Below are 22,264 nucleotides of genomic sequence, written 5' to 3'. Positions count from 1 at the left end.
TGTTAGGGTTGAGTTGACCTCGGTAATCCCACTTACTTCTCATGAGCGGATTTAAATATATTTCTTGTTGTGGTTAAAGAGCCATCATTCAAGAGACGATATTGTGCCGGGACGAATTTCAATACATCTCATGTTGTGGTTAAAGTCGCACTGAAACGAAAAGCAAAGGAATTGTCCAAATATCTCCGGGGGGAACGGCCTGATTATGCCTATCTCAAAAGTTTATTCCAGCATCTCCGGTCGGAGCTAGAATGAGATTCCGAAAACAGCAAAAAGCTTCCCTATGTCCCTACGGAAGAGGAGCTTAAACGGTACTATGATGTGGTTTGGCAGGCTAAAAATTTTCAGGGTATTATGATCGTCAAAACGCTACTTTATACCGGTGTTCGTGTGAGTGAGCTTATCAATATCAAACTTTCCGATATAGACTTTCATTACTGTCAGATCCGGATTAACAAGGGCAAGGGTAGCAAGGATCGCATTGTTCCATTCCCTCAATCGTTCAAAGAAATGTTGGCCATGCACGCTGATTCAATGAAAAAGAAGCAGGCGGTTTACCTGTTCGAATCATCGTGGAAGAAAAAATATACGGATCGGGGAATACGAAAGATTCTGGCCAAATATTCGGAAGAAGCTGGTCTTATACAAAATCTATCGCCGCATAAGCTGCGACATTTCCTTTTGACCTGGCTTAAAAAGCAGGGCAGCGATGATCGATGACGCACTTATACAGCCATATTCGGGCCACGAAAGCCGTAAGTCGTTGGAGGTCCATAACGGCCGATTGCCCTCTGCGATTTCATAAATGTAAGTACGGAATCGTCCATGAACTTTTGGCCGTAGACGTTTTACGTGTCTGGAACCTCATTGACCGGATCGACCTGCACGGTATTGGGGAAAGATAATTTAAAACTAGATGGTTGAACGGTTCCCTAATCTAATATAATATAAATGATTATTAAATTTTCTTATGTTTGTTAAGGGGATGTTGTTATGGGTGATGACTCGAAGCGTCGCAAAGAATTGGGTGCGTTTTTAAAAACATGCCGTTTACGGCTTTCTCCCGCCGAATTCGGTATTCAAAGCTCGCCTCATCGGCGGACAAATGGGCTACGGCGCGAGGAAGTAGCAGATTTGGCAGGTTTAAGCACGATTTGGTATACATGGCTTGAGCAAGGACGAGATATACGTCCTTCTTCTCAAGTTCTTGAAAGTCTGGGAAAAGCATTGCGCTTAAACAGACACGAGTTGCTGTATTTATATACGCTCGCCGAACATCGCCCACCCTATGATTTGCAAGCTGATACCCAGGTTGAACCCTCTTTACAACGGATGCTGGACAAACTCGAACCTTTCCCTAGCATCATCACAGGTCCACGTTGGGATGTACTGGCTTGGAATCAAGCAGCCTGCGAGCTGGTTGGTGACTTTAATCGGATGAACACGCTGGAACGAAACAGCTTATGGCGAATGTTCGTCTGTCCCGATTACCCAGATTCATTGCCCGAGTGGCCGAAGGTAGCGAAGGGGCTACTTGCCCAGTTTCGATCCAGCTATGGTCGGCATATTGGTGATCCTTGGTTTGAAGAGTTGGTTGAGCTGCTTAAGAAAGAGAGCGATACGTTCAAGGATTGGTGGGAAAATCATGAAGTGTTGAGCATCCCACCTGGAACAAAACGGATTCGACATCCAGTGAAGGGCGAACTTGAATTCGATCAGCAATCCATGACGTTGGCTGACCATCCCGATCTAAAGGTTACAGTTTATATACCGTGTATCCCTTTGCTTGACGTACAGATGTCGCAAGTTTAGGGTATTATTTTTTATACGAGTATAAACGGTAATCTTACAGAACATGCTTTTTAAGCGTATGATGAGGGAAATAACCAGGCTGAAGGAAAGTCCCTGGAATCCCACAAATAGGAAGTGTGTTCATTATGAAAGCAGCAATTCTCAAACAATTTGGTATGCCGCTTGCGATTGAGAGCCTGCCTGATCCCATTCTGGGTACTGGAGAGGTCATTGTTGATGTCGCAGCTGCTCCCGTACTGTCCTATATGAAAGAGGTCATCAGCGGAGAACGAAAGTACTTGATGCTTTTGCCTCAGGCGCCCGGTGCCGGAGCCATCGGCCGTGTACGCGCCGTTGGACCGGACTCGACGCGACTTGCCGTTGGCGACTGGGTCTACTGTGATCCAACCGTAAGATCGCGCGACGATGCGTTGACTCCCGACATTACGTTACAAGGCTTGAGCGCACGAGGCGAAGGCGGGTTACATTTGCAGAAGCATTTCCGACACGGGTCTTATGCGCAGCAGATCTTGATTCCGACGGAAAACGCCATCCGCGTCGGCTCGCTGGATAACGAGGATGCAGGGAAATGGTGTGCATTTGGCACGCTGGCGGTACCCTATGGCGGTCTGCTCAAAGCCAACTTGCAAGCAGGGGAAACGATTCTAGTGAGCGGAGCTACGGGGAGCTTTGGCAGTGCATGTATTGCACTTGCCTTAGCGATGGGAGCCGGCTGTGTTGTCGCACCAGGCCGAAATGAAGAAACGCTTGAAGACTTGTCACGTCGTTTTGGTTCTCGTATACGTACAGTAAAGCTGTCAGGCGACGAGGATGACGATCGCAAACGTATGCAGCAAGCGGCTCCTGGGCCTATTGACTGCGTCTTGGATATTTTGCCCCCCTTCGCCCCTGCAACGGCGGTGAGAGCTGCCGTTATGTCGGTGCGGCCTTACGGGAGAGCCGTATTGATGGGAGGCGTTGGCATGTTGGGGGGCGCTGGGTTGGATTTGCCTTATCCATGGATTATGAGAAACTGCATCACGATACACGGCCAATGGTTGTGTCCTGCAGAAGCCCCCAGCCGTTTGGTCGCTCTTATCCAATCTGGCCTGATTGCATTAGAACAGTTTGACATTACGGCATTCGACTTAGACCATGCGAATGAAGCCATCGAACATGCTGCCGCTAATCCAGGCCCTTTCAAGTTGACAGTAATCAAGCCTTAATCATTCTGACACTGCGAGACGGCATTGATGAAATGATCGGTAGTCTCATTCCCATAGGAGAAGGTATTTCTGTCTTTAGATCTGCGATTTTTAGTAAAACACTCCAGTCGTATATTGATCAAAACGTAAACCGGCAGACAATCTAATTAAAGCTTATGAAGCATCGTCAGGTTAAAGATGATGCTTTTTTGTTTAAACTCTGCCACCAAAAAGATTTTGCAGGAAATGGGTACAAGTTCTTGTCAATTATGGGCACAAGTTCTATGCCTGAGAATAGAATTGCGCTATTCTGCCCGTTTCGGCCGCGGTCGAAAAATTAAACTCGCATCTACTTACGTGCGCGCGTAACTTTCAGCTACGCATATGATCTCATGAATCCCGTAGCTTTTCTAGGTGTGCGGGTGGTGACAGCTTCGCTGGTACTACCCAAAGATAAAGGAAAAATTGATAGTTCAGTTCAATTTATTTTTGAGCTGAGAAACCCGACTTTGAGATATTCCCAAAATTTCAGCGAGCTCTTTTTGTTTTATACCTGGACGTTGAAGCATTAATTCTCTTATTTTGCTTAAAGTAACTTCTTCCTTTACCTTACGCTGCTTACGCGGTTTGGTAGTATGACTCTTCTTATTGTCTGTTGGCAAATATAGCTGGGGGTTAGAAGACTTTAAACCCTGGATGCACTCATGTTGTGGTTAAAGAGATTTAATAAAATCTTCGGTTCCCCCATAAACATTAATTTCAATACATCTCATGTTGTGGTTAAAGTTTCGAACGTCTAAACGCTGAGTTACACTATCCAAAATTTCAATACATCTCATGTTGTGGTTAAAGATCGCTGGAGGTGCTGGCTGGCCTGGGCTTCATTCAATTTCAATACATCTCATGTTGTGGTTAAAGGTGAGTCTTTCCTCAATTGTCTTTCCTGCCACTTGCATTTCAATACATCTCATGTTGTGGTTAAAGCGGATTAGCATTGCAGCCTCCCCGCTTAATTCCGATTTCAATACATCTCATGTTGTGGTTAAAGGCTCTTTACCATTTGCTTTCAAATCTTTCAGCACTATTTCAATACATCTCATGTTGTGGTTAAAGGCAAACGGCGGCCTCGAACGAATGGAAATATACCTATTTCAATACATCTCATGTTGTGGTTAAAGGCTAGTAAAATCAAGCTTTTTAATTTCAGTAATGCGCCTAGTTTACAACAGCCCCAAGGGTTTCGCAATTTTTCCCCAACCGGAAAAGGGGTGACGCTAATTGCACAGAAAATCCTCGATAACCCTTGGGGCAGTAAGAAGAACCAGCTATCTGTCCATTAAGGCGGTTGGGAAAATTACAGTAATAAGGACTCCGAATCATTCAAACGGACACCGATGATTTCCTCGTCGAAAACATAATCACCTGTCATCTTAAAAACGGCAACAAAGTCGGTCCCTTCATCAATAACTTTTTTTAACTCAGCGCGTAGCTGAATTAAATTAGCGGGGGTAATTTCACCTCGAAATACGGATTTCTGGAAATGAACGAGATACTTTTTACATATTTTAAATACCTTGCCCACTCGTTTTTCTCCGATATCATACACCAGAATGACATAGTTATAATTTTTCGCCATATCCTTCTACCTCTTTTCCTTTTCCAAAAAGGGAACAAAAGGCGTTCCTTCGACGATATGCTTTTTTAACTTGTAAGCATCATATTTAATAGCAGATAAATAGCTGACCTTCCGTTTAAGTGTGCCATGATCGAACACCTGCTTCATCCGATCTTCAAGCGCGGTGATAAATACATCGCGACCCGTCCCATTTAAAATACAGTAATTATAATCCTTTTCGAAATGCTTATTGACCTGTATTCTTCGGTTGTTCACCAATTCAAAAATAGTGCGGTACACCAGCAATGGCTTAAACGGCTCGGACAGATCCAGACTGAGGGAAAATCGTCGATCGCTCGGTTCATGCAGAAAACTGATACTCTGATCCAAATGCGTATGATAAATTTGCGAAATCGTTTTCGTATATAAAATGGTATTACCAAAGCTAATTAGTGCATTCAGCGGATTGTCTGGCGGGCGCTTGACCCGCTTATTCATTTTAAAGTCTTCGGGGAGGAACGTCTTAAATGTATCGTAAAACCGTCTCCAAATCTCCCCTTCCACACTCAACAGTCTCGGAATATCCTCCATTTTATCTAATAATCCTGGTACATCTTTTTTTAGCCAGTCCAGATATGGTTTGATCTCCTTGTTGCCATGTTTATAATAGTGATACAGCACTTCATGGATGTTAGCTGCAATGGCACCAATAAAAGCAGCAGCAATAGGTATTCTTCTCTCCAAACAGGCTTTCGCTTGCAATAGCTTAACCTTACCGCTCACCCTTGCGTCCTTCGGATAAAAGGTGCCTCTAAAATGACCATAGTAATCGAAGAAATGGACTGTTATCCCTGCCATCGACAGAAAAGACAGGAGCTTGCTGTTCAACGTTATCTCATTCAGCAAATATAGCTCCTTCAATCCATGAATCGGCAGGTGTATGATCCCTTTTTCTTCACTCCGAAATGTCAGTGAATTATCTTCACGTCCCAAAGTGCCCGGAGTACGAATATATCTGGTAGAGGGTGCTGTTTTGGACATTTTTGTCGTCCTCCTTTCTTATAAAAAGCAGTAGGCAAGATAGGCGCAGCGGGTACATTTTTTCTCACGTATCGCCGGATCGGGCTGCTCCTGCTGCAAATATTGCTCCAACTCAGCCAACAACTGCTCCATCGCCTGTTCTGCCGCTTCATCCAGCTCCAACTCTATCGTTTTACTAGCCTGTTTGTTGCGCTCGCTAAACTGGATTTTTCCCTTGCGCTCCATCCCTTTTTGCTTGAGTACATACATGTAATACAGCGTCTGCCATTTCGTTGCTTCTACATCAGCGTCAGACTTTTTGATTTCGGTCACATAGTCGCTGGTCAGCTTGTCCACTTTGATGCCCTCTATTGCAACTTCGCGATTTTTCTTCCCTTCACTTTGCAGCTCATGCATGACCTTGCCAATTCGTACATCCTCACTGTCATCCTCAAAATTCATCCCGTTGGCAAACAACCAGCATTGTCTACGGCAGTGTACATAATAGTTCACCATCGTTCCGGTAATTCTCATAGCAAAAGCCTCTTTTCAGCTTCCTCATATCTAGCACGATTAAACTTCTTGGTATTCGTCCTCTCGTCCATATCCATATATTGTTCACCGTGCTCCACGAAATACAAAGTACCTATACAACGGGTGTGTATCCCTGGCTTTACCTTTCCCCATTTTGCATACATGTGGGGAACCGGATAAATAAAAGTAAAGTTATTCATTTGAGCACGCACCAAAGACAAGCGAATCATTCTTTCTGAATAGTCCATCTCCAACCGCTTGTCTGACAATCTAACAAACTCATCCCACACATCTTGACCGTTCAGCGGGGGAGCGTCTTTCATTGGACAGGTATAGTTCAGGAACAGCGTCACACTTTGATCAGGAATGAGGTTCATATGCTCTTGTACATCTGGAAATTCAAGTTCCTGCACTTTTTTGGTAAAATCGCTCCAATGCTGTTTATCCGGTTTTTCACGAGACTTGTTGATTTCACGAATAACATTCTCATAAAATCCACTGAAATCCTTATTTTCAAGCATTTTTTGGTATGCTTCTTCCTTGAGATCAAATGCAACACGCAAGTCGTTTTTATATACACTACTTGCCTCGTCACAATTAAAGAAATAAGCCTGACAGTAGTCACGGAGACAAGAACGATTCAGTCGTCCCAAAAATTGCTCCTCGCTATCCAGCAAAGAAATATCTTTAAAGCCCACATCCATATCAATGTCTACCCCGGCTTCAATCACCTGTGTTGCTACAACGATCACATCACTCATATAAAACCTCCCATGTTCGTCCTTCCCCAATTTCTGCAACAGCTCTTGGCGATAGGAGAAGCTATCATCCCCGGTAAGCTCATAGACGTCAATGTCCGTATCCTGCTCTAGCACCAGGTTATAAAATTGGCGTGCCGTCTTTTTCTTGATAAACTCGATCAGCACCCTGTTCCCTTGCCCATCCCTCTTTCGCCGCTTGATTACAGATTCAACATGCTCCAATACTTGTTCTGGCTGCATCTTGCCCTGTTTCAACAAATTAAAATCCAGATTCACGCGCTCTCTAAACAACGAATGGATAAAATAACGATCCCGGTTCTGCACCAGTGTATAGGTTTGTATTGCTTCCTCATGATCTCGCTGCTCTAGTAACAAATCCAGATTTGGCAAGGTAGCGGACATGATAATAATTTTAATGTTGAGAATATCCGCAAAAGAACGTAGAAAATGAATCATTTCCTTCCACAATTCATTGCGGTAGCTCTGAATTTCATCCAATACAATGACACTATTGCATAAATGAGCGAATGCTAGATTGACCTCTCGTCCTGTCCCAAATAGATAATTAAAAAAATTCACATGAGAAGTCAGTGTCACCGGATATTGCAGCAATTGACGCTCCAACAGCACTCTTTTGAAATCCGTATTATCTGGCTCCTTGTCCTTCCCTTCCAAAGTAGCTTCTGCCTCTAGTTCTTCCTCGGTCACCATCGGAGTAATCGAATTCATAACTTCCACCCGATAGCCGTTTACCTGCTCCTTGTGGAAAATCCCATTTAGTGTCTGTCTCGCCTGCTCGATTAGAGAATTGAACGGAAATACGTAAATTAACTTGTTCAGTCCCAAGCCGCTATTCAGCAAATGCAATGCCAGATTTATAGACATGTTGGTTTTGCCTGAACCTGTAGGGGCTTCAAGATAAAAAACAGGCTCTTGCAGTCGCTCCAACAGTCGTCTTTCCGTTTCAATAAACAACGCCGCCCGTAGCTGATTCATCTCAGACAAGCCAGAAGCATCAGGATTTTGGCGATAGGACTCAATCCCCCGCACAATTCCCGTCTGACGATAAGCCTCCAGCATGGGCTCCACTGGTAGACGTTCTCCAAAATAATGCATCTCCGGCACTTGCTGCTCTATATATTGATACGTTGCCCGAAAATCCGATGCGACCATCGTGGAGTACAGCAGCTTGACCAACACATAGAAAGGAAAGGGCCTGTGTATTTTATTCTGACGTTTATTGCCTTCCAGACGGATGCATCCAAATACGTTATCATTTTGTAGCAAGTCCTGCTGATCACGATAATAGCGAATATAATCAGGATTCTCTTTGATCCGGTTATATTGATTTCTTATTTTCAGCTCAAATTCGTTGATCTGCCCTCCCATATCTTCATCCATGTTTCCCAGGTATGTATGGTGGCGGGAGATCGTATACGCGAATGAATATAAAAGATGATGCAGGAATGCAAGTACTTTGCGTTTATGCTTCTTACGGTTTGGATACAGCTCTGTTGTATCATGCCATTCCTGCACCTGTCGCAAATGAATATGCAAGTAAAGCACAGCAGACAGCATGGAATGGTTACTGTCTCCCAACTCAGCGTTCCTTTTAACTTCATTGTTCTTCATTTTGATACGTTGGAAGGCCGGGTTCACCTTGCCAAGATCGTGCAAATAAATGGCTTGTCTAAAATAGTACATGATCATTTGCCTTAATGATTCATCCAGCGGTTCACCATCTATGCCAAGACGATCCAGCGCCCTATGTACCGCAGCTTCCACACCATGATCCCTCATTAGTATCTCAGCATGATGCATGACCAGATCGCTATGCTCCTCCAGCATTTCATCCTGTTGAAGCCCCTCTTCTATTGCCGTGTGCGCCTTCAGCCTCCCTTTCCCTTCCTCCGTTAGCCAATGCTGTATGGATACATGTATGGGCAAATCGTCTTCCCTCTTTTCTTTGGGTACAATAAAAAAATCCATATAAAAAACCGGGTATTCCCCATCCTGACAATGGAGAATACCCGGTGTTGATTCCATCTACGAAAGCAACCACCCCGCCCTTATCTAGATAAAATACAAGGTGCGGCCATTATCAGCATCCCGGTACATTTTTTGTAGATCTTCGGCTTTTAGCTCATCTGTATCTATTTCCTGATTAGAAAATACAAGCGGCTCCAGAATGTAACCGTTGTTGGCTGCATTTAGCCCTACGGGAAGGTACTCTTGCAAGTAGGATTGCATCTGATCATCTTTCACATACCCTCCCACATCCGCAGATAAATGCGCAGCCCGGAGGGAGTCGATATATTCCGGTTCATCTACTGGCTCCAACTCAACCAACCGAGCCTTGGATATCGTAGCCGGATGATCGTTTTTCCCCAGATAAGGAATGTATTCAGCCTTGGAATGCTGTACATAATCTGCAAGCCGATCAAATACCTCCCGATCTACGCCCCCATCATCTGCCACGTAGATCGTCCAGCGTGGACGCTCCAACCATTGCTCTCGCACATTCAGCACACCGCCCTCTTCCTGGCTGGCATAACCGACTGTGTTGTTGAAAATCTGGATTTTTTTCGAAAAATATCCTCGATCTCCGTGTGGCACGATGCTCACCGATGCATCACGAAACACCTCATAAAATTCAGGGTACGGCATCGCCGGATTATCCTGTTTGGCTTTACCGCCCAACGCCATATTCCGTTCATACTGCTGCGTATAGCCGCCAAGTCCGAGTACCGCACCGAGCAAGCCATATAACGCAACCTTATGAATATGACTGTATGTAAAATACGCATATACGTTAACATCTGGCTTTTTAAAAAACGCTGTTTCTCCGCTCAACTCAAATCGTAACGCCTGCATACTTTCTTCCCTCCTTCCCCGATGTAATCATCCTCTAGCCTTGAGGAAGCTCGCTGCGCGTAAAGATGTTAAACGTCCGCAGCCCCGGAAAATCCAGCTCTACACGCGATGCATACGGATTAACGTATAATTCTACCGTTTCAATTTCCTCGTTTACATCGTTCAAAAGCGGTGCAAGGGCCGATAAATCATAAACCGTCTGCTCTCCATCCTTGTCCTTATCTACCTTCACATAAGGGTCCAAATTCGGTAAATACGCCGGGCTCCCCGCTTTAAATTCCACAAATAAGGCAAAAGCATTTTCCGCACCGGATTTACTGTTGGTATTTTGCAAAGTAGCCCCGGTCAAAGCTCCCGTTTTGAAAGCCTGATATGCTTCCTCCGTATACCCTTCAAAGCCCCCGGCTGCCAGCAGTTCCACATAGTGATCATAATGCTTCGGATTGACGGAAAAAGGATATACATAATGGGATTCATCCACCGTTCTCTTTTTACCAATCGAGGTGGCGTCATTGTCCTCGCTCTTTTCATTTGAGTTACGAAACGGAGATAAGATATCCTGTACCTCCAGATTCGACCAGTCAAATTTATTAAAGCCCTGACCAATTTGTACCGGACCAGCAAGACCAATATTCTGATCCTTCACCGCAAACGTTGCACCAAAATTCATCACATCCACACATTGAAACAGCTTGCTCAGCACTTCACGTGAATTTTTGGATACTTCTTCACCGAAAAGATATTCATAACGTTCTGCGAGATTACGAGGCTGGAGCTTCTCTTCTTTCCCTTTGTCCGCATCCTTTGCCTTGTCCACCTTCTTGTCCTTGCCGCTGCTCACTTTATACGAACGAATATACAGCACCTTCTGGCCTTCCTCTGCCCATAAGCGCTTAATGCTGTATTTTAACGCCTTGTCGCTACCAAAAATTTGGCCCGTGCTGGTTGTCTTTGGCTGCCCGCTAAAGTCTGCATTCCAGTTCGCCATCCGGCTGACAATCCCGATTAGTCCTACCACACGATTAGTTTTCTTCGCCATGTCCGTTCTCCCCTTCGCTGCTTGGTTTCTCGTTCTCGCCTTTTTTCCAGAACCAGTTGTCCGAAAATAACCCCGCCAGGAACATTTCTCTTGCATCTTCATGCTGGAATTCCTTATCCGGCTGGTAGGCGTTCACATTCGCTAAAGCCCAATTTAATTTAGTATATTGCAGCAGTATTTTGTGGCGATGCAAATGATACGCTTCTTCGATACGTCTCTTAAGCTGTCCACTGCGCTTTGCCATGAAAAAAGGCCCGAGTAAATCTCCTTTTTTCTGCTGGGCTTCAGACTGACTTTTCAAATAAAAAGCAAGCTGCCCTGCCAAATAATAAAACTCATCATCCGTCTCTACATAGACCGGCTCTGGATTGGCTGTCTGTTCCGTTTGCCCTGCTCCATGTGCGTTTTCCTTCTGTTTCCGCTTATCCAAGGTGTCCAACTTTTCTTTGAGTTTATTAGACACTGCAATCAGGCGATTTCCCATAGCTGTGTATTCCTCTCCTTCCAAATGAGCCATTAGCGAAAGTCTTACATTCATCGCATCGGCCAACCCACTCAGATCCAGCTTCGACTTCTCTTGCCCTGCTGGTTCTACCCGCAGTAGCTGTTCCTCCAACAGACGAAGCGTTACCCGTGCAAATTGAGAACGGATCGTGGCGGTCGTTCCCTTGAAAAACCAGTCATGGAAGCCCTTTTTGCTCTGCATAAATAGTGCAACCATCCCACTGGTAAAATCCTTTTCTCTCGCCTTCGGCTCATCTTGAAGAAAATCACCGTTCATCCGTCCGCGAAAAAAGCGTCTGCTGATTTCCTTTTGCAGTTGCTCCACATTTTCCAGATAGCCGTAATCCTTCATAAACGCTTCGCCATCGTTATTTTTGGTCATCAGACCCAGTGCATTCTTGAGCCGAATATTAACATAAACCTGTTTGGAAAAAGGTACATTTTCATAGTCCTGTATTTCGTTATCCTTGCCCTCCACGTAAACAAAAAAGTAGCCTTCTGCTGCGTCCGAGATACTTTTAGAAAAATCCGTATAATAGCTAAACTTATTCATTCTGAACTTAGGTTGAGAAATAAGCCATTCGGTCGCTTCCTTTACCCGTAATGCTTCTTCCAATGATAAGCGGACAGGCGCACCAACGCGCATTGTTTTATGCTCCAAATATGGCTTCTTACTGTTCATGCTCATGTTAAAACCGGGAAGACCTGTCAAAGCTCCGTCTACCATTTGGTTATAGTCATTACTATTAAAGATTTTTGGGATGGTATATAGCAAATATTCATAGCCATATATTTCGTCCCATGAATACAAGCTGGAAGATTCGTTAAATAGGTTATTGTTAGATGAGTTAAGTGAGATAGATTCTGGGGTGAAAAAGATTTTAACGTAATTCTTAAAAGGAATCGTTCGGATATGGTCGATGAAAGCAGACAGGTTTGTAGCATACCATTGCTCAATCTGTGCAATACTTGTCCGACGTTCCTCACTTACGAGATATTCCAGTGCCGGAGCATAATCGGTTTGGGAGAAAAATTGCTGCGTAGAACTTGTGGAACCCGTCTTCTTCACACCGATGAGTTCGTCCCACTTCTTCTGTACCTCTGTTGCCTGAGTCTTGTCCAGAAAACGGGCCACATGTGCTTGCATCGCCGTAGTTCCATCCGCCTGCGTTTCGGCTAGAAATACATCCCGTTTGGCATATAGCGTATATGGATTATTGGAATGGAGCTGCTTACCGGGATCTACGGCTTTGTTCATGGAGATCAGAGAACTCACATAATCTTTTTGTTGGAACCATTCAAAAAGCTTATTGTGTGTTAGATCGGGTTCTTCTTTGGTAATGATCATATACTCGCTATCAAACTGGCTGACCTGTTCATTCCAGCTTTGATCTAGTCGCAGGCGAATATAAAGCCCTTCCTTGGGGCGGTGCCGATCAAATGTAATATTCGGAAACTCTTTCTTTGCCAATAGATAGCTGTTGGTCAAATCCTTTAGCATCCCTTGTGCCTCCTTTCCGCGTTATTCCAATCCCTTGGCGATGCAAAAGCCTGCCCCAAGGATGCTATTTTTTTCTGCCGCTCCTGAGCCTAACACCACACTTGCCAACTTCTGTGAATACTCATCTTCTCTGACAAGCAGTCGCAGCTTATTACCTAATAGCTTACGTCCTTTGTAGGCCAAGGCAATCGGCTTATGATTCAACACCTGTATCCCTTCAATAAAAGGTTGTTCTAATCGTACAGGCTGGTCAGGGTATAAATGATTGTATTTTTTCTCCGCATTAGCATGAATTCGTTGCAGTAAAAGCTCCACACTCAGACCCGGCACCCACGGTTTGCCTTCAATCGTAACAATAGCAGGAGTGACTGTGGTCAACTCGGTGATATGCACCAGCTTTTTGGATTGCACGGGAGATGCAGCGATAAACTGGAAATATTCATCCTCCTGTAAGGCTTGCAGTGCTGCCGATATTCGACGTAACGTAATCTCTATGGAACTACGGATCGTAATGACGTATACACGACCTTGCTTGTATACCCCCGCCTTTTCACGCGGAAAAGGCGATCCGAATGTATAGTGCTTGTAGTCCTTGTCATAGTGCGTCTGCTTTAACGTTTCGTCATTCAGCCCCGCCCGACCAATCCAGGCTCCGATACGCTCCGGTATCTCCAGATGATGAGAAAATTGTTTAATTAACGTTGTTACATGAATTTCAAAGTACAATATATTCACCTCCTGACTTGATATAGAGTATAGACCTTGCTCCATGATTTGTAAATATTTTGTCGTTATATTTCTATATTTTAAAATAAGGTTCGACGGTACTTAGACCGCTACACGTGCAGATTGTTCTTCCGATTGCTGTTATCTCCGGATTTTATGGATTGTATAAACCCATCAAGGGTTAAAATCCGGGGATAAAGGCAAACGCTTACGCTTCTCCAGAACAATTCTGCCCGCTTCGCTGCTTAGGACTGAGTACATTTCATGCTGTGGTTAAAGAATGAAGCCGCCAGAGAAGCTAGGACGATCAACTAATTTCAATACATCTCATGTTGTGGTTAAAGCACATGACGGTTCATTGGTGGATGCTGTTCTGCAACATTTCAATACATCTCATGTTGTGGTTAAAGGTTGTACCCTGACTCGGTTGAGCACTCGAACTTCCTATTTCAATACATCTCATGTTGTGGTTAAAGGATCTGGCGACATTCTTTCCTGATCCACGCATAAAATTTCAATACATCTCATGTTGTGGTTAAAGAGGTAGGCAAAGCGGCGGCATGTGGGACTGTATATGATTTCAATACATCTCATGTTGTGGTTAAAGGAAGAAAATACCCTGTTTTCTTCCGTTTTCGCAACCATTTCAATACATCTCATGTTGTGGTTAAAGCAACGAACAGGTGATGCCAGTCTCACAGAAAGGCATATTTCAATACATCTCATGTTGTGGTTAAAGGCTAGTAAAATCAAGCTTTCCAAAATCGCAATGTGGTTATTTTACTACAGCCACAAGGGTTTCGCAATTTTTTCCCAACCGTAGGTCGCTTCTTGCCAAGTTTTAAGAAAAATAGCTATATCCCCTGTGGTTCTAAGGAATTTCCTCTCTCTAGCAGTTATAAGGTTGGGAAAAACATAGACCTTTGGTCTAGTCGAGATCGCTTACCTAAGAGTATAATGTAAAATGCATCAGAAAAAATTGCTCATAATGAATGAAACACTTGGTGTATTTAAATTTATAATTCTAGTTTTAAAATACTGAAAACTAGACTATGACCGTAACATCCGATGTTTCTTTTCTTTTTGTTCGGATATATTCTTACTAATGGCTGTGAGCTACTTCTTTCTGAATAGCCAATTAGTAATTGACCCCAATACCAAACTTACCAAAAAAGAAGTCAACACCGATTTTAAAATAATAGGCAGTATTGATTGATTTGGAATATCCACGATATTTACAAGAAAACCTACAAATATAATTATAAAAATAGAAATATAATCCACTTTTCTGAGGTCTTTCATACTAATCCTCCTTTTAGAATTTGAGATTTAAAGAGTATATTAGAGCCAAAATAATGCACCCAAATGTCAAAAGCCTCCTGACCATTTTAAGTGGCTTAGGAGGTCTTTGCTTTATCTTTATGAACTTAATCTAGTTAGTAGATAGATGTATTAATGATTCATACCATGATTAAGTGGGGTTATGTTACCTGCATCATAAACGGATGGAAGAATAAAACTAAACAATCCGAATACGATAACCGTCGTAAAGAAGATTTTTCTCATTTTTCAACTCCCTTTCCAAAACGTTTTTTTGAATAAACTTGTATTTCTTTTTCTGATATTTGTTAGCATAGCTGCGGAATGATTCAAACAGGGCTACACATTTTTTATCAGCAGATTCCAAGGCATTTAAAGTGACTTCAATGGCAACAGTATATTTTTCTTCAATAAATCTATATACAGCCAATAAATATAAATAAGTGACGTAATATCTGATATTTTCCGGTTCTTCATAAAAAGTTCCAAGTTCAGTAAGTCTTGTTTTAAATTCTCTCAATATGCCGTTAATATTGTAGTTATGCACGATCGTAGATTCAAGGATGGTAATCATTCCGGGTAATAACTCTTCCGAGGAATTTTCATGAAGAAATCGGACATAATTCGGTAAAACCTCTTCTTTGCCCTGTAATAAGTCTAAGGTGTATGTATTCGCTTTAGCTAACGTTCGGTAGTCTTCTACCTCTTGTAATCCCTCTTCATTCAGGCCTTCTACCCAACCCAGTTCAGCGTACTTTTCAACACACTCTCTAGAGGACTCATACTTACCTTGTTTTTGAAAAGCTATACCTTTGGTTAATTGACTAAATCCTAAGTAGTATACAAGTGGTCGTTTTATATGTAAAGTTCTAGGCTGTCCACCTTTTGTAAGTTCCAACTGCTGTTGTTCGTATACCCGATGAGCTTGAGTATGCAGTTGGTCTGCAATTTGAATCATTTGCTCCCATTCCTCAAGCGAAAAAGCCATTTTTAGCATTCCGACAATGGAATCAAGGTCTGTTACTTCATCAAAGTCAAACGCTTTCACACGCAACCCCTCATTCGTTACATTTTAATCCAATTTTATATGTTCTCTTCCTAAATATCAATCAAAATTCCCGAATCTTTGTCGATTATTAACGTATTTAAGTGGATTATAAAAATAAGGAGTATAATTGGGGCTAGCAATTATCGTGTAGTGTTCAAAAGGGGGGTGTTTCAATACATCTCATGTTGTGGTTAAAGGTACAGTTTACGATCAGCGGAGGCAGCGACAGCTCATTTCAATACATCTCATGTTGTGGTTAAAGCCCAACGGAGTCTGCCGTTCATGGCTATGCCAAAGAATTTCAATACATCTCATGTTGTGGTTAAAGTACTGGCGAGGCATTGGCTGGATATATACCAGCACTATTTCAATACATCTCATGTTGTGGTTAAAGGGAGGAAAGCGGAGCTGACCTGGCCCTCTCTGGCTTATTTCAATACATCTCATGTTGTGGTTAAAGCTATGGGCTTCATACCATCGAAAGTGTATGTACATGATTTCAATACATCTCATGCTGTGGTTAAAGGTAGCCCTTCGGAGTAACAAAGTACTGTAACAGTTATTTCAATACATCTCATGTTGTGGTTAAAGTTTTCATCTTGTTAAATAGCCAAAACGACAACATTGATTTCAATACATCTCATGTTGTGGTTAAAGTACTTTCCTCCATACTTATGCTATAATATTAGCAACATTTCAATACATCTCATGTTGTGGTTAAAGGCTAGTAGAATCAAGTGTTCCATTTTTAACAATGAGCATATTTTACTACAGCCGCAAGGGTTTCGCAATTTTTTCCCAACCTCGAGTCATTATTCTAAATTTCAGAAAAAAACGCCTAAATGGCTTGTGGCTCTAAGTGATTCCCTGTATCATTCCATTTAGAGGTTGGGAAAAAGTGAACCCTTCACGTCTCATTTTTTTAAATTTCAAGTAGCTTCAAGGACAATGATTTTATTATCATTAAAATTGGATTCCGTCCTCAAAATAGACCTTTAGCCTGTATTGTAATGGATTTCTTGAAGGTATAATGGTAAATATATTTGCTATACAATCCGAACTCGAAAATGAACAAATAAGCGGAGTAGGCGGAATAGTGCTATACAAGCGAAGCGATCGCTTTAAAAGCTTTCCGTAGGAAAGCTCGCTTCGGAAGCATCACTTCCCTGGATTTCTACCCTGATCATAGGCTTTATTCAAGAAATCCGGGGGCGGTGGCGATGGGAAGCACTATCCAACTGCGCAGTGGCACGATATGAAACTTTTAAGTTCGATTTATATAGTTCAAATACAATGAAATTAACACTTGGTGTATTTAAATTTGTAATTCTTTTTTTAATCTAAAAAAAGTTGAATTAAACCATAACATTTGATGTCTTTCCAACCTCCCCCTGTAAACTTTCTATAATAAGTTTCCTCTTGCAGATATCTAAATCATTCCCTATTGGATATTTTCATTCCACTTCTTTGTTTATATTTATCTTTGTGATCATTGTATTTCTTTTTTTAAAAATATATGGAAATCCTCTCCAAACCACTATATAATCATTCCATCTAACAATTCGAATTCATAAACTTGCTAACAAATTGAGGAGGTGCTACACCCACCTATGAATCCCCACATATTACTTATTGAAGACGATACAGCTATCGCCGAAATGATGCTCAAGGCACTTACCAAGGAAGGCTACAAGCTCACCACCGCTTCTGACGGTGTAGAAGGGCTGCTTGCCTTTGCTTGTCACACCTATGATCTGGTGCTGGTGGATTTGATGATGCCGAAGGTGGATGGCATGGAGGTCATCCGGCGAATTCGCACCAGCAGCGCTGTGCCGATTTTGATTATGTCAGCGAAGGACAGCGACGTAGATAAAGCGCTCGGATTGGGGTTTGGTGCGGACGATTATGTCGCCAAGCCTTTTTCGATGTTGGAAATGACCGCACGTATTCAATCCGCGATCCGTAGATCCACTACTTATGCCCGTCAACAGCGGCAGGAGGAGCAGCCGAAAGCACAGATTTTGAGCTACGGCAATCTGCATATTGATTTTGATCATTTTACGGTCATACGCAATAAAAATGAAATCCAGCTAACAGCCAAAGAGTCCGATATTCTTAAGCTGTTTGTAACTAATCCGAACCGTGTATTTACGAAAGCTCAATTATACGGATTTATCTGGAAAGAGGACTATATGGGCGACGAGAACGTGATTAACGTCCACATTCGCCGCCTGCGTGAGAAAATTGAAGAAGATCCGTCCCACCCTATCCACATTAAGACGCTATGGGGTATCGGTTACAAATGGGAGAACGGTTGATATGAATATCGAAAACCTTTCTGAATGGATTGTGGTCGTCGTCCTGACCGTCATTATTTTATGGCTTTGGCGGGAGCGTATGGCCTATAAACGCAGTATTAAGGATGTCCGAACCCTACTAGAGCGGATTGTGACGGTGAACCATGCGGAGAAGCTGCTATATGTCACAGGTGATGCTGAACTGCAACGGCTCATGACCGAAATCAACCGTTTGCTGAATCTGAATCTGAGGGTGTCAGCGGACTACAACCGAAGCCAAATCGCCATGCGTAAAATGATCTCGAACATTTCGCACGATCTCAAGACCCCGCTTACGGTTGTGCTTGGATATGCCGAGATGCTGGATGGTGATCCGAATATTTCGCCGGAAGAACGCACAAAGCTGCTATCCAGAATTCATCAAAAAACAAACGAAGCGATTGAGCTGATCGGCAGCTTTTTTAGCTTGGCGAAGCTGGAGGCCCATGATACGGACATTCCACTGACACGGCTGGAGGTAGGAGAACTGTGCAGACGCAGCATTTTAGATTTTTATGATCTGCTGACCGCACAGGGGTTTGCTGTACATATTGATGTTCCGGAGCACCCCGTTCATGCCTTGGGGAATGAAGGAGCCATTGGACGGGTGCTGAACAATCTGATTTCTAATGCGATTCGCTACGGAGCAGACGGCTACACGCTGGGACTGACCCTATCGGAACAGCAGGACACTGTACGAATAGAAGTATGGGATCGCGGGAAAGGCATACAGGAACCGGAGCAGGACAAGGTTTTTGAGCGTATGTATACACTGGAGGACTCACGCAATAAGGCGGTACAAGGCAGCGGACTGGGTCTTACAATTGCCAAACGCCTGGTCGAGGCGATGAACGGGGAAATTCAATTGACCAGCAGGCCTTACGAGCAGACGGTCTTCTCTTTTACTTTGAGGAAAATCAGCTATTAACTATTGATTGAACTTAATAAATTTGTAAGAAACACGAAAGAGAAATGAACATTTCCCCCTTTATTCTTGAACTATCAACAGTATACGAAGGGAGAACATCCATGACTTACATATTACGCACACATCAGCTGACCAAAGCCCTGAAGGGCAATGAAATTGTAGCAGGGGTCAGTATGAATGTCCGAAAGGGGGAAACCTATGGCTTTCTCGGTCCCAATGGAGCGGGCAAAACAACGATGATGAAAATGATTACGAACCTGCTCAAGCCGACATCAGGTGAAATTGAATTGTTCGGTGAAAAATTAACACCAAAATCGTACCATCTACTCGGACGGATGGGTTCGATTATTGAATACCCGATTTTTTATGACAGGCTGACAGCCCAGCAAAATCTGGAGCTACACTGTGAATACATGGGCTATTACAACAAGCAGGCTGTTCGGGATGCGCTGGAGCTGGTGAACTTGCGCAACGCGGGTGATAAGCCGGTTAAGGACTTTTCCTTGGGGATGAAGCAGCGTCTTGGAATTGCCCGAGCCATTGCTACCAAGCCCGAGCTGCTGATTTTAGATGAACCGATTAATGGTCTGGACCCGGTGGGAATCAAGGAAATTCGCCAGTTATTCCACATGCTGTGCAAGGAATACGGGATGACCCTGCTCGTGTCCAGTCATATTTTAGCGGAAATTGAGCAGATTGCGGATACGGTGGGCGTAATTAATCACGGGCGGCTGATTGAGGAAGTAACGATGGAACAGGTGCGGGAAAACAATACGGAATACATCGAATTTACAACCAACGATTGCAAAAAGGCGGTTTACGTCCTCTCCCATCATCTGGATCTGAATAACATTCGGGTGCTGAACGAGCAAAGTGTACGTATTTACGATACAAGTGTACCGCAAAAGCAAATTACGAAAACCCTCATTATAAATGATGTAGAGGTGGATTCTATTCATCAGAAAAACAGTACGCTGGAAGACTACTTTTTGCGTCTGCTAAATGGAGGTGATCTCCATGCTTAAATTAATGCAGCTGGAGCTGAAAAAATTCCATTTGGCAGGATATATCCGTTCAGCCCTGATCGCCAATGTCTGCATTCTTGGGCTTACCTGCCTCATTGCGCACGACACCCAAAGTGAAGGTATACACGAATTTGCACAGTACACTCAGATTCTGGATCTCATAGACAATTTGGTCAGGGCCACTTTTATCGTGTTTGCCTCTGTTCTGCTGTGCCGCTTTATTGTAGGCGAATTTAAGACCAAATCAATTACCATCTTGTTCATGTATCCGATTCACCGCAAAAAGCTGATGATTGCCAAACTCCTGGTCGTGTTACTGTTTACATTCCTGTCCATAATTGTATCGGAAATTGTCCTTACGGCTGCCATCCATCTGCTTAACCAGTTTGTCGTTATTGTACCAGATCAACTTACGCTTGCCGTACTGGGCCAGCAATCAGCACGGACACTGATGAATGCCGTTGCCGCCAGCTTTATGGGACTAGTTCCGCTGTATATGGGAATGCGAAAATATTCTGTTCCCACAACCATTGTAACCTCCATCCTGATTGTGGCATTGCTTTTCTCCAATAATAACGGCTTTATACTTAGCTCTATTGCGCCTGTGCAAATCGGATTTTCTGTGCTGGGAATGCTTGTAGCTTATGCAGCAATCCGCCGTATTGAGTATAAGGATATTACCTCGTAATATGGGTACACACATTTTTCACTGGACTTCATTTTAAAACAGGTATATCCTATAGGAGAAATTAAAAAACGGAATAAGGATCTTCGGGGTAGGGTGTGATTCCCAACCGGCGGTATGGCTCATGGAGCTAAGCCCGCGACTCTGTATCCGGCAACAGGATACGGACTGATTTGGTGAGAGGCCAAAGCCGACGGTATAGTCCGGATGGAAGAAGATCGAAGCATAAACATGCCGTGAGTCGATGAGTGCTGCCTGAGTGTTTTGGTTTGGTAGCAACTTCATTTAACTTGCATAAAGCGGCAAGTTTATTTGATCAACCCCCGTCTTGCATGGCCTCTCGCCATGGACGGGGGTTTTTGTGCCACCGGTCCTGTATTCGCAAGGAGCTAGATGAATATGAGTCAATCAACAACTGTATTAACTTCCAAAGGTTTTGATCGCAGCTCCCACATGAAAAGCGGTTTTTGGCTTGTCGCGATTGGAGCGGCCTTGTGGGGTGCTGACCCGCTATTTCGTATTATTTTGTTAAAATCATTCACCTCAGCCCAAATTGTACTGATGGAGCATGTGCTGCTTTTTATTGCTTTGGCACCGATCCTGTGGAAGCATCGTGAGGAGATTAAAGCAGTACGGCTTCGTCAGGTTTTGGCGATTTTGTTCGTCTCGTGGGGCGGCTCAGCTTTGGCCAGCGTGATTTTCACCATGGCACTCAGCAACGGTGATCTGAATGCCGTTCTTTTACTTCAAAAGCTGCAACCGCTGGTCGCTATTATTCTGGCACGCATTATTTTGAAGGAAATGCTGCCGCGTCATTTTGGAATTCTCATTGTTATCGCTTTGTTAGGGACGTATCTTCTTACCTTCGGCTGGTCGCTCCCCTTCGGTCATGTCCATGATTTTGTCCATGTCGGTAGTCTACTGGCACTAGGAGCAGCGGTACTATGGGGCGGTTCGACAGTCATGGGAAGCTATTTGCTGCGCTCGATGAAATATGAGACGGTAACCTCCCTGCGCTTCATGGTGGCTCTCCCTCTGCTGATTGTCCTCACCTCTGTGGAGCATGCGCCGTGGAATATGCCTGCCGGTACATGGGCGGGCGCAGCCGTAATTATCAATCTGTTATTGCAGGCACTGCTTCCGGGTCTTCTCAGCCTGCTGCTGTATTACAAAGGCTTAAGCACGACCAAAGCGTCCTATGCCACCATGGCGGAATTAAGCTTTCCAATGGTCGGTGTCGTGATTAACTGGATCGCATTCCAGCAAATCGTTACAGTGGCGCAATTGACTGGCTTCATGCTCATCTGGATTACGCTGTTTATGATTTCACGTCAGCAAAAAAATTAACAAGT

At 43.6% G+C, this 22,264-nt stretch carries 18 protein-coding genes, 3 CRISPR repeat arrays and 1 riboswitch; of the genes, 8 read left to right on the top strand and 10 right to left on the bottom strand.

Annotation, left to right across the window (positions count from 1 at the left end):
- The first annotated feature begins 354 nt into the window (after window positions 1–354).
- The 3 genes from GCU48_RS28140 (at window position 355) to GCU48_RS17650 (ending at window position 3,017) form a co-directional block, all read left to right on the top strand.
- Window positions 355–720, top strand: coding sequence for a tyrosine-type recombinase/integrase (locus tag GCU48_RS28140; RefSeq protein ID WP_341874666.1), 366 nt, complete (start codon window positions 355–357; stop codon window positions 718–720).
- A 273-nt stretch (window positions 721–993) separates the two neighbouring features.
- Window positions 994–1,812 carry a helix-turn-helix transcriptional regulator gene (locus tag GCU48_RS17655; RefSeq protein WP_152380922.1) on the top strand — a complete coding sequence of 273 codons (819 nt, stop codon included), beginning with the start codon at window positions 994–996 and terminating at the stop codon, window positions 1,810–1,812.
- A 125-nt stretch (window positions 1,813–1,937) separates the two neighbouring features.
- A complete protein-coding gene (locus GCU48_RS17650; protein WP_152380921.1) occupies window positions 1,938–3,017 on the top strand; it encodes an alcohol dehydrogenase catalytic domain-containing protein in 1,080 nt (359 codons plus the stop codon).
- 452 nt (window positions 3,018–3,469) lie between these two features.
- On the opposite strand, the gene GCU48_RS29310 is transcribed toward GCU48_RS17650, so the two are convergent.
- The 10 genes from GCU48_RS29310 to GCU48_RS17595 all read right to left on the bottom strand — a co-directional run bounded on the left by GCU48_RS29310 (window position 3,470) and on the right by GCU48_RS17595 (window position 15,938).
- On the bottom strand, window positions 3,470–3,565 hold the full coding sequence (locus GCU48_RS29310; RefSeq protein ID WP_152380920.1) for a helix-turn-helix domain-containing protein: 96 nt from the start codon (window positions 3,563–3,565) through the stop codon (window positions 3,470–3,472).
- Window positions 3,566–3,752: 187 nt separating this feature from the next.
- A CRISPR array of direct repeats spans window positions 3,753–4,174; the repeat unit is 30 nt; unit sequence ATTTCAATACATCTCATGTTGTGGTTAAAG.
- 176 nt (window positions 4,175–4,350) lie between these two features.
- Window positions 4,351–4,632 (bottom strand): CRISPR-associated endonuclease Cas2, encoded by a 282-nt coding sequence (gene cas2, locus GCU48_RS17640; RefSeq protein ID WP_152380919.1) that lies wholly within the window; start codon window positions 4,630–4,632, stop codon window positions 4,351–4,353.
- A gap of 6 nt (window positions 4,633–4,638) precedes the next feature.
- Window positions 4,639–5,652 (bottom strand): type I-B CRISPR-associated endonuclease Cas1b, encoded by a 1,014-nt coding sequence (gene cas1b / locus GCU48_RS17635; RefSeq protein WP_152380918.1) that lies wholly within the window; start codon window positions 5,650–5,652, stop codon window positions 4,639–4,641.
- Between the two features lie 18 nt (window positions 5,653–5,670).
- Complete coding sequence (locus GCU48_RS17625) at window positions 5,671–6,165, bottom strand: CRISPR-associated protein Cas4 (protein WP_007429323.1); 495 nt, start codon at window positions 6,163–6,165, stop codon at window positions 5,671–5,673.
- Window positions 6,162–8,972 (bottom strand): CRISPR-associated helicase Cas3', encoded by a 2,811-nt coding sequence (cas3, locus tag GCU48_RS17620; RefSeq protein WP_244315748.1) that lies wholly within the window; start codon window positions 8,970–8,972, stop codon window positions 6,162–6,164. Before cas3 ends, GCU48_RS17625 begins: the two co-directional genes overlap by 4 nt.
- Before the next feature lie 27 nt (window positions 8,973–8,999).
- Window positions 9,000–9,800 (bottom strand): type I-B CRISPR-associated protein Cas5b, encoded by an 801-nt coding sequence (gene cas5b, locus GCU48_RS17615; RefSeq protein WP_152380917.1) that lies wholly within the window; start codon window positions 9,798–9,800, stop codon window positions 9,000–9,002.
- Window positions 9,801–9,834: 34 nt separating this feature from the next.
- Window positions 9,835–10,839, bottom strand: coding sequence for a type I CRISPR-associated protein Cas7 (locus GCU48_RS17610; protein ID WP_152380916.1), 1,005 nt, complete (start codon window positions 10,837–10,839; stop codon window positions 9,835–9,837).
- Window positions 10,823–12,844 (bottom strand): hypothetical protein, encoded by a 2,022-nt coding sequence (locus tag GCU48_RS17605; protein ID WP_152380915.1) that lies wholly within the window; start codon window positions 12,842–12,844, stop codon window positions 10,823–10,825. Before GCU48_RS17605 ends, GCU48_RS17610 begins: the two co-directional genes overlap by 17 nt.
- 21 nt (window positions 12,845–12,865) lie before the next feature.
- Window positions 12,866–13,579 carry a CRISPR-associated protein Cas6 gene (locus tag GCU48_RS17600; protein ID WP_244316308.1) on the bottom strand — a complete coding sequence of 238 codons (714 nt, stop codon included), beginning with the start codon at window positions 13,577–13,579 and terminating at the stop codon, window positions 12,866–12,868.
- A gap of 305 nt (window positions 13,580–13,884) precedes the next feature.
- Window positions 13,885–14,309: a CRISPR direct-repeat array (repeat unit 30 nt; unit sequence ATTTCAATACATCTCATGTTGTGGTTAAAG).
- 780 nt (window positions 14,310–15,089) lie between these two features.
- A complete protein-coding gene (locus GCU48_RS17595; RefSeq protein ID WP_152380913.1) occupies window positions 15,090–15,938 on the bottom strand; it encodes a DNA-binding protein in 849 nt (282 codons plus the stop codon).
- 167 nt (window positions 15,939–16,105) lie between these two features.
- Window positions 16,106–16,661: direct repeats of the CRISPR family, unit length 30 nt; unit sequence ATTTCAATACATCTCATGTTGTGGTTAAAG.
- 887 nt (window positions 16,662–17,548) lie between these two features.
- Between GCU48_RS17595 and GCU48_RS17590 the strand changes: the two genes are divergently transcribed.
- The 5 genes from GCU48_RS17590 (at window position 17,549) to GCU48_RS17570 (ending at window position 22,259) form a co-directional block, all read left to right on the top strand.
- Entirely contained in the window at window positions 17,549–18,256 is a 708-nt protein-coding gene (locus tag GCU48_RS17590) for a response regulator transcription factor (RefSeq protein ID WP_152380912.1), read from the top strand.
- A gap of 1 nt (window position 18,257) precedes the next feature.
- On the top strand, window positions 18,258–19,202 hold the full coding sequence (locus GCU48_RS17585) for a sensor histidine kinase (protein ID WP_152380911.1): 945 nt from the start codon (window positions 18,258–18,260) through the stop codon (window positions 19,200–19,202).
- Window positions 19,203–19,303: 101 nt separating this feature from the next.
- Window positions 19,304–20,227 carry an ABC transporter ATP-binding protein gene (locus GCU48_RS17580; protein ID WP_152380910.1) on the top strand — a complete coding sequence of 308 codons (924 nt, stop codon included), beginning with the start codon at window positions 19,304–19,306 and terminating at the stop codon, window positions 20,225–20,227.
- Complete coding sequence (locus GCU48_RS17575; RefSeq protein ID WP_152380909.1) at window positions 20,220–20,915, top strand: ABC transporter permease; 696 nt, start codon at window positions 20,220–20,222, stop codon at window positions 20,913–20,915. The genes GCU48_RS17580 and GCU48_RS17575 overlap by 8 nt, the downstream gene beginning before the upstream one ends.
- Before the next feature lie 75 nt (window positions 20,916–20,990).
- A riboswitch (FMN riboswitch) is annotated at window positions 20,991–21,135 on the top strand.
- 176 nt (window positions 21,136–21,311) lie between these two features.
- On the top strand, window positions 21,312–22,259 hold the full coding sequence (locus GCU48_RS17570; RefSeq protein WP_152380908.1) for a DMT family transporter: 948 nt from the start codon (window positions 21,312–21,314) through the stop codon (window positions 22,257–22,259).
- Window positions 22,260–22,264: the final 5 nt, after the last annotated feature.

The organism is Paenibacillus brasilensis (genome assembly GCF_009363115.1).
GTDB classification, from domain to species: Bacteria; Bacillota; Bacilli; order Paenibacillales; family Paenibacillaceae; genus Paenibacillus; species Paenibacillus brasilensis.
Note: the sequence above shows the minus strand (reverse complement) of the source record. Positions and strands in the feature narration are given on the sequence as shown.

Bases quoted from the DNA above. Each gene is read 5' to 3' on its own strand.
- GCU48_RS28140 (WP_341874666.1), top strand. From the start codon at position 355: ATGATCGTCAAAACGCTACTTTATACCGGTGTTCGTGTGAGTGAGCTT.
- GCU48_RS17655 (WP_152380922.1), top strand. From the start codon at position 994: ATGGGTGATGACTCGAAGCGTCGCAAAGAATTGGGTGCGTTTTTAAAA.
- GCU48_RS17650 (WP_152380921.1), top strand. From the start codon at position 1,938: ATGAAAGCAGCAATTCTCAAACAATTTGGTATGCCGCTTGCGATTGAG.
- GCU48_RS29310 (WP_152380920.1), bottom strand. From the start codon at position 3,565: ATGCTTCAACGTCCAGGTATAAAACAAAAAGAGCTCGCTGAAATTTTG.
- cas2 (WP_152380919.1), bottom strand. From the start codon at position 4,632: ATGGCGAAAAATTATAACTATGTCATTCTGGTGTATGATATCGGAGAA.
- cas1b (WP_152380918.1), bottom strand. From the start codon at position 5,652: ATGTCCAAAACAGCACCCTCTACCAGATATATTCGTACTCCGGGCACT.
- GCU48_RS17625 (WP_007429323.1), bottom strand. From the start codon at position 6,165: ATGAGAATTACCGGAACGATGGTGAACTATTATGTACACTGCCGTAGA.
- cas3 (WP_244315748.1), bottom strand. From the start codon at position 8,972: ATGGAATCAACACCGGGTATTCTCCATTGTCAGGATGGGGAATACCCG.
- cas5b (WP_152380917.1), bottom strand. From the start codon at position 9,800: ATGCAGGCGTTACGATTTGAGTTGAGCGGAGAAACAGCGTTTTTTAAA.
- GCU48_RS17610 (WP_152380916.1), bottom strand. From the start codon at position 10,839: ATGGCGAAGAAAACTAATCGTGTGGTAGGACTAATCGGGATTGTCAGC.
- GCU48_RS17605 (WP_152380915.1), bottom strand. From the start codon at position 12,844: ATGCTAAAGGATTTGACCAACAGCTATCTATTGGCAAAGAAAGAGTTT.
- GCU48_RS17590 (WP_152380912.1), top strand. From the start codon at position 17,549: ATGAATCCCCACATATTACTTATTGAAGACGATACAGCTATCGCCGAA.
- GCU48_RS17585 (WP_152380911.1), top strand. From the start codon at position 18,258: ATGAATATCGAAAACCTTTCTGAATGGATTGTGGTCGTCGTCCTGACC.
- GCU48_RS17580 (WP_152380910.1), top strand. From the start codon at position 19,304: ATGACTTACATATTACGCACACATCAGCTGACCAAAGCCCTGAAGGGC.
- GCU48_RS17575 (WP_152380909.1), top strand. From the start codon at position 20,220: ATGCTTAAATTAATGCAGCTGGAGCTGAAAAAATTCCATTTGGCAGGA.
- GCU48_RS17570 (WP_152380908.1), top strand. From the start codon at position 21,312: ATGAGTCAATCAACAACTGTATTAACTTCCAAAGGTTTTGATCGCAGC.